Source organism: Alkalihalobacillus sp. MEB130, from assembly GCF_032335535.1.
Classification (GTDB): Bacteria; Bacillota; Bacilli; order Bacillales; family Bacillaceae_D; genus Halalkalibacter.
The window spans coordinates 79,064-91,370 of sequence record NZ_JAOANA010000008.1; the positions used below are offsets into that span (position 1 = coordinate 79,064).

Annotated in this window: 15 protein-coding genes and 1 pseudogene; 12 read left to right on the plus strand and 4 right to left on the minus strand. The window is 38.5% G+C overall.

Features of this window, described 5'->3' with window-relative positions:
* Nucleotides 1–22 precede the first annotated feature (22 nt).
* Entirely contained in the window at nucleotides 23–757 is a 735-nt protein-coding gene (gene phnC / locus N0O92_RS09960) for a phosphonate ABC transporter ATP-binding protein (protein ID WP_315614501.1), read from the plus strand.
* Nucleotides 758–936: 179 nt separating this feature from the next.
* Nucleotides 937–1,665 (plus strand): hypothetical protein, encoded by a 729-nt coding sequence (locus tag N0O92_RS09965; protein WP_315614502.1) that lies wholly within the window; start codon nucleotides 937–939, stop codon nucleotides 1,663–1,665.
* A 701-nt stretch (nucleotides 1,666–2,366) separates the two neighbouring features.
* Here N0O92_RS09965 and selD read toward each other — a convergent pair.
* A complete protein-coding gene (selD, locus tag N0O92_RS09970; protein ID WP_315614503.1) occupies nucleotides 2,367–3,416 on the minus strand; it encodes a selenide, water dikinase SelD in 1,050 nt (349 codons plus the stop codon).
* Between the two features lie 177 nt (nucleotides 3,417–3,593).
* Here selD and N0O92_RS09975 point away from each other — a divergent pair.
* From N0O92_RS09975 to N0O92_RS09985, 3 genes and pseudogenes are all read left to right on the plus strand, one after another.
* Nucleotides 3,594–3,785, plus strand: a pseudogene (locus N0O92_RS09975) (Rdx family protein); the annotation flags it as partial.
* 55 nt (nucleotides 3,786–3,840) lie between these two features.
* Nucleotides 3,841–5,232 carry an L-seryl-tRNA(Sec) selenium transferase gene (gene selA, locus N0O92_RS09980; protein WP_315614504.1) on the plus strand — a complete coding sequence of 464 codons (1,392 nt, stop codon included), beginning with the start codon at nucleotides 3,841–3,843 and terminating at the stop codon, nucleotides 5,230–5,232.
* A gap of 36 nt (nucleotides 5,233–5,268) precedes the next feature.
* Nucleotides 5,269–5,766 (plus strand): acyl-CoA thioesterase, encoded by a 498-nt coding sequence (locus N0O92_RS09985; protein WP_315614505.1) that lies wholly within the window; start codon nucleotides 5,269–5,271, stop codon nucleotides 5,764–5,766.
* 71 nt (nucleotides 5,767–5,837) lie between these two features.
* Here N0O92_RS09985 and N0O92_RS09990 read toward each other — a convergent pair whose 3' ends face one another.
* Nucleotides 5,838–5,975: a small acid-soluble spore protein P gene (locus N0O92_RS09990; RefSeq protein WP_315614506.1), complete on the minus strand. Its 138-nt coding sequence runs from the start codon at nucleotides 5,973–5,975 to the stop codon at nucleotides 5,838–5,840.
* 109 nt (nucleotides 5,976–6,084) lie between these two features.
* Here N0O92_RS09990 and N0O92_RS09995 point away from each other — a divergent pair, with 109 nt between their 5' ends.
* A complete protein-coding gene (locus tag N0O92_RS09995; protein WP_315614507.1) occupies nucleotides 6,085–6,219 on the plus strand; it encodes a hypothetical protein in 135 nt (44 codons plus the stop codon).
* A 45-nt stretch (nucleotides 6,220–6,264) separates the two neighbouring features.
* Here N0O92_RS09995 and sspO read toward each other — a convergent pair whose 3' ends face one another.
* Nucleotides 6,265–6,399: a small acid-soluble spore protein O gene (gene sspO / locus N0O92_RS10000; RefSeq protein ID WP_315614508.1), complete on the minus strand. Its 135-nt coding sequence runs from the start codon at nucleotides 6,397–6,399 to the stop codon at nucleotides 6,265–6,267.
* A 293-nt stretch (nucleotides 6,400–6,692) separates the two neighbouring features.
* Between sspO and acnA the strand changes: the two genes are divergently transcribed.
* The 6 genes from acnA to N0O92_RS10030 all read left to right on the plus strand — a co-directional run bounded on the left by acnA (nucleotide 6,693) and on the right by N0O92_RS10030 (nucleotide 11,571).
* The gene (gene acnA / locus N0O92_RS10005; RefSeq protein WP_315614509.1) at nucleotides 6,693–9,407 is read left to right on the plus strand and encodes an aconitate hydratase AcnA; all 2,715 of its coding nucleotides are present in this window, start codon (nucleotides 6,693–6,695) and stop codon (nucleotides 9,405–9,407) included.
* 161 nt (nucleotides 9,408–9,568) lie between these two features.
* The gene (locus tag N0O92_RS10010) at nucleotides 9,569–9,712 is read left to right on the plus strand and encodes a hypothetical protein (RefSeq protein ID WP_315614510.1); all 144 of its coding nucleotides are present in this window, start codon (nucleotides 9,569–9,571) and stop codon (nucleotides 9,710–9,712) included.
* A gap of 154 nt (nucleotides 9,713–9,866) precedes the next feature.
* Nucleotides 9,867–10,583 carry a DUF421 domain-containing protein gene (locus N0O92_RS10015; protein ID WP_315614511.1) on the plus strand — a complete coding sequence of 239 codons (717 nt, stop codon included), beginning with the start codon at nucleotides 9,867–9,869 and terminating at the stop codon, nucleotides 10,581–10,583.
* Nucleotides 10,584–10,644: 61 nt separating this feature from the next.
* On the plus strand, nucleotides 10,645–10,785 hold the full coding sequence (locus N0O92_RS10020; protein ID WP_315614512.1) for an FbpB family small basic protein: 141 nt from the start codon (nucleotides 10,645–10,647) through the stop codon (nucleotides 10,783–10,785).
* Between the two features lie 47 nt (nucleotides 10,786–10,832).
* On the plus strand, nucleotides 10,833–10,973 hold the full coding sequence (locus tag N0O92_RS10025) for an acid-soluble spore protein N (protein ID WP_315614513.1): 141 nt from the start codon (nucleotides 10,833–10,835) through the stop codon (nucleotides 10,971–10,973).
* Between the two features lie 139 nt (nucleotides 10,974–11,112).
* On the plus strand, nucleotides 11,113–11,571 hold the full coding sequence (locus tag N0O92_RS10030; RefSeq protein ID WP_315614514.1) for a VanZ family protein: 459 nt from the start codon (nucleotides 11,113–11,115) through the stop codon (nucleotides 11,569–11,571).
* A gap of 96 nt (nucleotides 11,572–11,667) precedes the next feature.
* On the opposite strand, the gene N0O92_RS10035 is transcribed toward N0O92_RS10030, so the two are convergent.
* A complete protein-coding gene (locus N0O92_RS10035; protein WP_315614515.1) occupies nucleotides 11,668–12,297 on the minus strand; it encodes a TVP38/TMEM64 family protein in 630 nt (209 codons plus the stop codon).
* Nucleotides 12,298–12,307 lie beyond the last annotated feature (10 nt).

Genomic DNA, 12,307 nt, shown 5'->3' on the forward strand with positions numbered 1-12,307 from the left:
AGGCGGTGTATAGGAGGGAAAGATGCTTACTATTTCAGACTTAGTTGTACGATATCCTAAAGCGAACGAAAATGCATTAGATCGGATCAATGTAACGATCAATAAAGGTGAGTTTGTTTGTGTACTCGGGAAAAGCGGAGCAGGCAAATCCACATTCATTCGTTCCATTAACCGATTACAACAACCTACATCGGGCCAAATTTTGTGGAATGATGTGGACATAACAACCCTTTCAGAAGCAAAAATGAGAAACGTTCGATCAGATATCGTCATGATTTTTCAACATTTTAATTTGATTCCACGCATGACCGTTTTTCAAAACACCCTTACTGGCTCGTTTGGAAGGCGTTCACCATACAAAAACATTTTAGGCTTGTTTTCTGAAGAAGAAAAAGAACGGGCTTTAAAAGCTTTGCAAGAGGTAGAGTTAGAAAAACATATCGATAAACGAGTAGAAGCTCTTAGTGGAGGTCAGAAGCAACGAGTAGGGATTGCAAGAGCCTTGTTACAAGATCCAAAAATGTTGTTAGGAGACGAACCGGTCGCAAGCTTAGATCCGTCTACTTCAAGAAGAATTTTTGAGATTTTAAAAAGAATTCACGAGGAACGAGAATTGCTATCGATTATCAATATTCATGATGTTAATTTAGCAAAAGAATTTGCAACAAGAATCATCGCTCTTCGGGATGGTCAACTAATATTTGATGGGCAACCAGAAGAGGTTGATGAACGTATGTTTGCTGATATTTATCAATAATATTTGAAGAACCTCCTTACAAAGGGGGTTCTTCTAGTTCTATAGTCATGGTATTGGGCGATGATAGCCTTTTCTTTTCCGAATAAAAATAGATCCATTAGCATAGATGCTTTGTGATAAAATATCGTTTGATCACATAATTGTGTGGGTCTTGAAAAAGTATAGAGGGGAAGAAACATATGCGATATACCCAAAAATCATGGAAAAATAAAGTAACTGATGGCGTACTTTCCACTTGGTCAAAAAGCAAGGGAATGAAACTACTCGTTATTTTGCTATCGGCACTAGCCATTTATATTGTTATTCAACATGAGGTATTATTTAGACTTTTTGTCATTTTATTTTTGGTTAGTTTGGCTTTTACTATGAATAGAAAAATAAGTCGTTTGCCTATCGTTCCTGAAACGGAAGTAAAAGCAGAGCAAGTTGTAGATAATTCCGATAACGATGAAACTCAAATATTTGAGAAGGCAGTAATGGAGAAAGAAGAAGCTCTAGAAAAAATTGATTTAGACCGTACTCAATTGTTAGAAGAACTTTTTTCAAAAGCGGATCTAGATGATTTAGAAAAACAAACATATCGCGATAAGATTAAGGAAAAAGAATCCGAGAGATCGAATATGATGCAGGATCTAATGATTGTTAAAGGGAAGTGGCAACAAGCTCTTTTAGGTACGAAAAAATACTTCATGAAAGAGGATCCTATTAAAGAAATAGCGGCTTCCTTAGAGTCAGAAAAAATCCAACATTCGTCTATTGCTGCTTTAAATGATGAAGTGTATGCGATTGTAAAGAGATTAAGTGAACATACGATTCAGTCGTTAAAAAAGAACCATTATATTGATGAAGACCATAATTTAACACGTACGGGATACAAAGCTTTAATGAAAACCGTTGAAAAAGAGTAGTAGGAAAAATGAGAGGCGCTGAAAAGATTTCTTTTCAGCGCCTCTCGTGCCAATATGGGTATCGCATGAGTTCGTTGATAGCTACATTATGAAGGACAAATCTATAGTGATTCAACTTGGATTTGTCTTTCATCGAGGTGATGAAGGACAAACCTATAGTGATTCAATTTGGATTTGTCTTTCATCGAGGTGATGAAGGACAAACCTATTGCGATTCAATTTGGATTTGTCTTTCATCGAGCTTATGAAGGACAGATCTTTAGCGATTCAATTTGGATTTGTCTCTCATCGAGGTGATGAAGGACAAACCTCTAGCGATTCAATTTGGATTTGTCTTTCATCGAGCTTATGAAGGACAAATCTTTAGCCAGTCAATTTGAATTTGTCTTTCATCGAGGTGATGAAGGACAAATCTTTAGCGATTCAATTTGGATTTGTCTTTCATCGAGGTGATGAAGGACAAACCTCTATCGATTCAACTTGGTATTGACTTTCACGAGCCATATAGCATACGAAAAAGGAGGGTACAAAAACTCAGGAACTTTCACTTAAAAACGTAGCTGTCTGTAACATAAAATGTAAAAACCATTGATATACAAATGAAAATAACGTACCAAATCTTTGCGAAATGGTACGCTATTTTTATTGCTATTTGTAATTCTTTCTTCCAAAATTAAATCCGTTCAATTTTTCTAGAGTCTTTATCTTTTTACAATAATAGGCTTTTCTTTTTTCTCGGTTACATTCCCGATAATGGCAGCAGAAGCACCAGCTGAATGCATAGATTCAACATACTTTTTCGCTTCTTCAGGAGACAAACTTATGAGCAATCCTCCGGAAGTAATGGCATCGCATAAAATACTTTTTTCTACATCGGTTATGGTGTCGTATTCTACACAGCCTTGAAGCCAGCGTTCGTTTGCTTTTGAACCACCAGGAATAATCCCTTTTTCAGCAAGTTCCTTCGTTCCTTCTAGCATTGGAATTTGTTCGAAACTAAGCTCGAATGTAACATCACTGCCATTTGCCATTTCGTAGCTGTGACCTAATAGTCCAAATCCAGTAACGTCAGTAACAGCGTTTGGATGCAATCCTTCAAGCAGTTCAGCTGCTTCTTTATTTAGTTGGGCCATCGTCTCTGTGACCGCTTTTTCTTGTTCGGCTGTTACGGCCTCGCGTTTGATTCCAGTCGTGAGAATTCCAACTCCAATCGGTTTTGTTAGAACGAGGGAATCACCAGGTTTCGCTCCAACATTTTTAAAGATGCGATCAGGGTGTGCTAATCCCGTAACAGATAGTCCAAATTTAGGTTCTTGGTCGTCGATTGAATGACCGCCAACGATAATGGCTCCTGCTTCTTTCGTTTTGTCTGCGGCTCCGCGCAAGATATCGGCAAGAGTCTCAGGCGGCAATTTGCTAATAGGGAACCCGACTATGTTCATAACAGTGGTTGGCTTGCCACCCATTGCATATACGTCACTTAAAGCGTTCGCTGCAGCAATTTGACCAAACATATAGGCGTCATCAACAACAGGGGTAAAGTAGTCAACCGTTTGTATCATAGCTAAGTCATCTGTCAGGCGGTATGCCCCGGCATCGTCTGATGTATCTAAACCAACGAGTAAATTAGGGTCATGCGTTTGTTTTGGTAAATGACGCAAAACTTGCGCCAGGTCTTCAGGACCAATTTTGCATCCTCAACCAGCTTTTGTAGAGAAAGATGTAAGTCGAATTTGTTCTCTTTTGTCCATATGGGACACCTCCTACATATACAATCAAGCACGTTATAGTGTGCGTAGTGTGATCATTTTTTTTGCATCATTCACCATATTATCCTACAATATAGTTGAAACCAAAGTAAAGGAGTTTGATTTGCAATGGAATTTAAAGTATCTGTAGAATTTTGCATGATGTGAAACTACGCACCAAAAGCCGTGAGTTTCACGGACGAGATTCTTGATCATTTTCGTGGGAAAGTAAAAGAGGTTACATTACAAACGAGTAGTGGTGGTGTTTTTGAAGTAACTGTAAACGGTCAGTTGATTTATTCTAAAAAAGAAACAGGAGAATTTCCTGATCCTAAACTAATTATTGAAAAAATGGAAAACATGAATGTATAAATGAAAGGGTGACAATGAGTCACCCTTTTTTTGAAGAAGGGTGGTTCACAAAAAAGTGCATCAATTATTACGAAAAATACCAGCAATTCATGAATTGCAACAAGACCAATCGTTTCTAACATTACTTGAAACAAATGACGTATCAAAAGGAAAGTTAACAGAGTGGTTACAAGAGGCGGTTTCTGATTTGAGAAACGACATACTTGCTGGAAACTTCCAAACAGAAGACGATGTGAATCCATTATCAGATATCGTCTTTTCAAAATTATCAGAGCGCCTTAGTCACCATTCAACGTATCAGTTACGACGGGTTATTAATGGGACTGGTACAGTTCTACATACCAATTTAGGACGAGCCAGGTTAAGCGATCAAGCGGTAAAACAAGTTGTGGAAACAGCTTTTTCTTATTCAAATTTGGAATATAATTTAAAACAAGGAAAACGCGGTTCAAGACATGATCTTATAGAAGAACTCGTCAAAGAAATAACGGGAGCAGAAGCGGCAATGGTAGTTAACAACAATGCGGCAGCTGTTTATCTTGTTTTGAAAGCACTAGCAAAAGGAAAAGAAGTGATTGTCTCAAGAGGAGAATTAGTTGAAATAGGAGGATCATTTCGAGTTTCTTCGATCATGGAAGAAAGTGGCGCAACTTTAGTTGAGGTAGGCACAACGAATAAAACCCATCTATATGATTATGAAGACGCGATTTCAGAAGAAACCGTAATGATGATGAAAGTTCATACAAGTAACTTCAAAGTGATAGGTTTTACAAAAGAAGTTTCTGTTGCAGAGTTACGTCCGCTTGCTCAAACACATAATGTCATCCTTTATGAAGACTTAGGGAGTGGAGCGATTTATGACTTAAAAAAAGACGGAATAGGAAATGAGCCTACTGTCTCAGAAGCTCTAAAGAAAGGAGCAGATATCGTTACTTTTAGTGGAGATAAGTTGTTAGGTGGTCCACAAGCAGGGGTGATTGCAGGAAAGAAAGAGTGGATTGATCGATTGAAAAAGCATCAACTTGCACGAGTGTTACGAGTTGATAAGATGACGCTTGCTGCGCTAGAAGCGACATTAAAAGCATATGTGAATGAAGACTCTGTTCGTGAAGAGCTGCCTACGTTACGAGCAATTCTATTGAAGAAGGATGAGGTTGCTTCAAGGATTGAGGAATTTACACGTAAGTTATCATCGCATTGGAGAACAAATGTAAAATCTGATGTTTCCCAAGTTGGAGGTGGGACAATGCCTGATGTAGAACTTGATACCCTCTTGCTGTTATTATCATGTGAGAATCATACAGCACAGTCCTTGCATAATAAATTAAGGTCAGGAGAACCTGCAGTCGTTTCTCGCATTATCAATGATCAAATTGCTTTTGACTTTCGTACAATTGAAACACATGAATTTGAAGATTTGCATAAACGGTTAAAAGAATTTGAATAAACGTCAGAATTTGAACAAACTGGAGAGATTGAAACAATGGAAGCAAAAAAAACATCACAATCAAAAACAATTATGACCGATCTGGTATTGCCACCAGATACGAACTACCATGGAACGATCTTTGGGGGAAATGTAATGGCCTATGTTGATAAAGTGGCAAGCATTGTTGCCATGAGGCATTCTCGTGCAATGGTCGTTACAGCTTCTAGCGATAGTTTGGACTTTATTTCACCTATAAAAACGGGGGAAGCCATTTGTCTTGAAGGGTTTATTACCTATACTAGAAAAACATCAATGGAAGTGTATGTGAAGGTTGAAGCGGAAGATTTATTAACAGGAGAAAAGCGCCTAACAGGAACATCGTATCTTACGTTTGTTGCCTTAGACGAAAACGGAAAGCCGACAACGGTGCCACCCATTATTCCAGAATCAGAAGAGGAACAATGGCATTATGAAGGAGCGATAGAACGATTTGAACAACGAAAAAAGAGAAGGGACGCAAGAAAAGAAAGGCAAAATCAAAAAGGAGAATAAATCTTTGCTAAAAAGGTAATACCAGCCTTTTCAAAGCCTAGATTAATCCCCTTTTTGATGGAAATTTCCTTTTAGCCTTCTCCGTTTGTTTGGCTCACTTGGTTACGTTTTTTTACCTTTTTCGAACCGCTCAATGGTTCAGGTTGGCCAGATTGTGCGTTTTTAGGCTGGTTTCTACGTTGGTCCTTATACGTATTATGTTCTGTCATGTTAATCATCCCTCCTCGAGTGTAGTATCTCTGGAAATGGACGATGTATACGAATATTGCTGTTCGTTTATCGCACTCTAGAAAAGAGCTTTGTTCAAGGGGGAATAACATGCTACACTCCAGTAAGCAACAAGCCGTTGAAGCTGGTCGTAAAGCGGTTGAGAAAGCTCGAAAGGCAGTGGGGAACATAAATGCTCATGAGGCAGATTACCGAGCAAAGAGAAAAAGAAATAAAAATCGTTAATACTATTCAAAAGGGTGTCTCCGCAACGGAACACCCTTTTTGCATTTATTGACGCTTCTTTGTTTTTTTGTTGTGTTGGCGTTCCATTTCCGTTAAAGGTTCATTCGCAGTTTCCTCTTGGTGTGCAGCGTTATAGGAAAGGACTCGCTTGTCTTTTTCGTCTGGTTGTTGCTTAGCCATCATAACACCTCCCATTGATGTAGGTTTTGTGATTATTTCTTCATTTATTCAGTGAATGCTGTTCAAGTTTATAAGCGAATGATTAGAGTTTTTATACTTTTTTAAATTTACTTTCAAAAGAATTAAAAAAAACATTTATTCTTCACACAAGTTTTGATATTCTAAAGAGGGGCTGTTTTGTCGAATCGATTAAAGCGCTTTCTATTTGTCTTAAAATAGACGGTCTAGTCGGTCTGATTTAGACAATTTTGACAGTTTGCGGTATGATAGTCTTGTAAAGGGAGGGTATACATATGTCAACGAAAAAAGATGTATTCAATGCAAAAACATCCTTTTCTTTGGATGGAAAGACAATTAATTATTACTCTTTAAAAGCACTAGAGGATGCTGGTCTAGGCAATGTAACGAAACTACCATATTCAGTAAAGGTTTTACTAGAATCAGTTCTTCGCCAATATGATGGTTATGTTATTAAAGAAGAGCATGTTGAAAACTTAGCGAAGTGGGGAACAAGCGAGCTCAAAGAAATCGATGTTCCATTTAAGCCATCTCGTGTTATTCTTCAAGATTTTACAGGTGTACCGGCTGTAGTAGACCTTGCTTCATTACGTAAAGCAATGGCGGATCTTGGTGGAGACCCACAACAAATCAATCCTGAGATTCCTGTAGACCTTGTTATTGATCACTCAGTACAAGTTGATAAAGCTGGTACAACGGATTCTTTAGATTTCAATATGAATTTAGAATTCCAACGTAATGAAGAGCGCTACCAATTCCTAAGTTGGGCAAAGAAAGCGTTTGATAATTATCGTGCTGTTCCACCAGCAACAGGGATCGTTCACCAAGTAAATCTAGAGCATATTGCTAATGTCGTCCATGCTGTTGAACAAGACGGCGAAACATTAGCTTTCCCTGATACTCTTGTTGGGACTGACTCTCATACAACAATGATTAACGGTATTGGTGTACTTGGTTGGGGTGTAGGTGGTATCGAAGCCGAAGCTGGAATGCTTGGACAACCATCTTATTTCCCTGTGCCAGATGTAATTGGTGTTAAATTAACTGGTTCCCTTCCAAGTGGAACGACAGCTACAGACGTTGCATTAAAAGTAACGCAAGTATTGCGTGAAAAGAAAGTAGTTGGAAAATTTGTTGAGTTCTTCGGTCCTGGACTTGCAGAAATGCCACTAGCTGACCGTGCGACAATCTCAAACATGGCACCTGAATATGGTGCAACTTGTGGTTTCTTCCCAGTTGATGTTGAGGCACTTAACTACATGAGATTAACTGGTCGTTCTGAAGAACAAATTAAGCTTGTAGAAGCTTATTGCAGAGCAAATGGATTGTTCTATGTAGCTGGTGAAACTCCTGATCCAACTTATACGGATACAGTTGAAGTCGATCTAAGTGAAATTGAAGCAAACCTATCTGGTCCTAAACGTCCACAAGACTTAATTCGTCTTTCAGACATGCAAAAATCGTTCCGTGATGCAGTTGTTGCACCACAAGGAACTCAAGGTTTAGGCCAAACGGAAGCAGAATTTGATAAAAAAGTACCAGTTAAGTTTAAAGATGGTCGCGAAACGGTAATGGAAACAGGTTCAATCGCTATTGCTGCGATTACAAGCTGTACAAATACTTCAAATCCATACGTTTTAGTTGGAGCAGGTCTTGTTGCCAAGAAAGCTGTGGAGTTAGGTCTTGAAGTTCCTGAATTCGTTAAAACTTCGTTAGCTCCTGGTTCGAAAGTCGTTACTGGTTACTTGACGGACTCAGGTCTTCTTCCATATTTAGAAAAACTTGGTTATAACCTAGTTGGTTACGGCTGTACTACTTGTATCGGTAACTCGGGTCCACTAGAGGACGAGATTGAAGAAGCTATTTCTAACAGTGACTTAACTGTAACTTCAGTCTTATCAGGTAACCGTAACTTTGAAGGGCGTATTCACCCATTAGTGAAAGCAAACTACCTTGCTTCTCCACCTCTTGTTGTTGCATATTCTCTTGCGGGAACAGTGGATATTGATCTTCAAAATGATCCAATAGGTCAAGATAAAGACGGTAAGGATGTTTTCTTTGCAGATATTTGGCCTACTGCAGATGAAATTTCTAAAGTAGTTTCTGAAACGGTTACACCTGAATTGTTCCGTCGTGAGTACGAGAATGTATTTAGCAGTAACCCTCGTTGGAATGAAATTGAAACAACGGATGATGCTCTTTATAAGTGGGATGCTGAGTCAACATATATTGCTAATCCGACATTCTTCGAAAATCTGTCTCCAGATCCAGAAGACATTAAGCCATTATCTGACTTGCGTGTCATCGGTAAATTTGGCGATACGGTAACAACGGACCACATTTCACCAGCTGGTGCAATTGGTAAAGATACGCCTGCAGGAAAGTATTTAATTTCTAAAGGTGTTGAGCCAAAAGACTTCAACTCATATGGTTCACGTCGTGGTAACCACGAAGTGATGATGAGAGGTACGTTTGCAAACATCCGTATTCGTAACCAAATCGCTCCTGGTACAGAAGGTGGTTATACAACTTACTGGCCAACTGGCGAAGTAACGTCTATCTATGATGCTGCAATGCAATACAAAGAAGAAGGTACTGGCTTGGCAATTTTAGCTGGTAAAGATTACGGTATGGGAAGTTCTCGTGACTGGGCTGCCAAAGGTACGAACTTACTTGGTATTAAAACAGTTATCGCTGAGAGCTACGAGCGTATTCACCGTAGTAACCTTGTTCTTATGGGTGTTCTTCCACTTCAATTCAAAGATGGCGATAGCGCTGAATCTCTTGGATTAACAGGTGAAGAGTCATTCTCAGTACAAATTACAAACGATGTTAAACCACGTGAAATGGTTAAAGTCGTTGCTACAGCTCAAGATGGCAAGCAAACAGAGTTTGACGTACTTGTTCGCTTTGATAGTGAAGTGGAAATGGATTACTATCGTCATGGTGGTATCTTACAAATGGTACTTCGTAACAAGCTTGCTAACTAATAACTAAATGTATAAAACCTTCTCTTACTTTCTTGGTAAGAGAAGGTTTTTTTTGTCTTTTCTCTAATTTCATGTACCGTACAGTTTTTCAATTTTAACTAATATAGATTAGGAAGTTGTGCATCCTAAAACTGATAAAAAGGAAAGTGAGGTTGAAGAACATGGGACGTCAGAAAAAAGGCAATGCGAACGCACAAAGAAATAATAACGCTAAGAAATACGGAAAAGAAAATCATCCTGAATCAGGATATGAGACATATGCCGAACAAGAAGCGGCAAAGATGAACCGCAATCAACATTCCTAATGGGAATCTCACTAATCTCAAAATAGTAGGGCTGTCTCAAAGACTGAACCTATCCATTTTTGTAGTGTTAGGATAGAATCATCGATCTACACCTTGTCTTTGAGACAGATCTTTACTTTTCTTAAGGTAGAGAGGAAGAACGGAGGAATTTAGATTGTTTGATTTTTGGCAAGGGGCAGAAGGATTACCGGTTTATGGATATATGATTCGAGCAACAATCGTGTACTTTTATATTTTTCTTATTGTAAAAGTGTTAGGGCAACGTTCCATGAGTTCAATTGATGCACTTGATTTTATTTTTGGTGTCGTTATTGGGGACATTCTGGGCGAGCCTTTAACAGATGGAGAACTTCCGCTTGCGGGTCCGGTTGGAGCGGCAGCAATGACAGCAGGATTACACTTATCCTTATCGTTGTTTGCGCTAAAGGCTCCTCGCTTTCGGAGAGTCATTGAAGATGAACCGATTATTCTGATGAAAAATGGGAAGATTCTTCATAAAGAATTAAGAAAAGCGAAGATTACACTTGAAGCCTTTTTAATGGATCTACGTTTAAACAATGCAAGTGACTTAAATGAGGTCGATTATGCGATTCTAGAAATGAATGGGTCCATTAGTGTGATAAAAAAATCGAATTACGACAGTGTAACATTGAACGACATGAATATGAGTGTTCCGTCGAAGGGATATTCTTCTGTATTAATTGAAGATGGACGAATTATAGATGCAAATGTAGAAAAATTTGGTACACTAGATTGGCTGAGAGAACAAGTCCACAAACATGGATTTGCCAATCCGAAAGAAATCTTTTTGATGACTGTTGATGAATCAGGACAGATTTACACTAGTCCCAAAGTAGATAGCCAAACATAATGAATGTATAAAAACACTCCTTATTAGCCATAATGGTAAAAAGCTAAAGGAGTGTTTTATCATGAGAAGAGTCAGAAAATTATCATTTGAAGAATTAGTTAGAGAAAACAAAGAAAAGCTGTTACAGGATAAAGAAGCGTTAGACCGCTTAGAAGAGAAATGGGAGAGAAAAAGATCAGCTGTCAAACAAGTTGAAATGTGAATAGGGATGCTTTTTAGAGGTAACCTATATATAGGGAGGGGTTACTTATGAAAAGCACAAAGTCAAATTTTGCTCAGTATAGACCTGATCATTTAGGTATGCAGCCTGTTAAATCAAAGGCGAACAACGGCAAGAAAATGGCTCAAAAAAGTAATGAGCAACCTAATTATGTTCCTCCTAAAGGATAAATAGGAATTCGGCCCTAGAGACCATAGTGTCTCTGGGGTTGTTTGTTATGAGAGCAGAAAGATGTCGATGGAAAAAGCTTGTCATATTGGGGAATAAACGAAATAATGGAAAGGGATGTGCATGAGAGGAGTGTAAAACATGAGACATCAAAAAGCAATTCTTTCCATACTATTTCTGATTTATATTGTCGCGCTGTTTTATGTAACGTTATTTGCATGGAATTATGGAGCATCCCTTGGTCCCGCTGGTCCAGGAGGACGAAATTATAACGTAATTCCATTTCGAAGTATATATCGTATCGCTGTTTTTAGTCCTCAATTATCCGATCCAATTCGAATACTCGTTGGCAATGTTATCTTATTTCTTCCATTAGGTTTTTTGCTGCCCGCACTTTGGAGGAAAGCCCAATCATTCGTTGTCATGCTGACGATAAGTTTTTCCGTTTCGTTCGTAATTGAAACGAGTCAATTTCTGTTTACTCAACGTGTGGCGAATGTGGATGATCTTATACTGAATACTCTTGGAGGATGTATTGGATTGCAACTTTTCTTTTTCGTAAGGTGGGTGAAACGAAGGGTTGTTTATATTCATACATAGAGGGTGTCCAATCTATATGAAGCCACAGACTCACCTTGCTCAACGTTGACGTTGGTACAAGGTGAGCCTGTGGATCATTTTACTAGAAGTGGTTTGTTATTGTTTAGCATGATGTGAAAATCGGTTGAACAGGCGAAAGAAGACATAGACAAGTAATAAAAAGGATCCATAAAAAAGGGCAATGAATACGAGCTCACCCGGATTGGTCACAATTGTACTTCCAACAGTCGCAAATAGAATCATAGAAGGAACTTTTCCTAAAGACGATGCAATGCTATATCGTAAAAATGAAACACGACTTAAAGCTGAATAAATATTAACAACAATCGATGGAATGATGGGTATAAGCCTAGTTAAAAAAATCGTCATAAATGCGTTGCGCTCAAATAAAACCGTAACTTTAGATAAGCGGTCATAACGATAAAGCCACTTTCGACCCCAATCTTGATATCCGTATCGGACAAATGCAAACATAAGAATGGAAGCGAGTGAAGATCCTATCCATGTAATCAAGCTTCCACCTAATGGTCCATATGCTGCTCCGAGAACACCTCCGATAATCGGATACGGAATAATGGGAAATAACGCAAAGATAGTAGCCAAGATAGATGTGACAATCATATATTCTGTTCCGCCTTGACGGATCCATTGCAATAGAGATTCTCCGTATACATACATCAAGATAGCTATTCCTACATAACCTAATAAAACGAACACTTTCCTCATTGTATCCTTC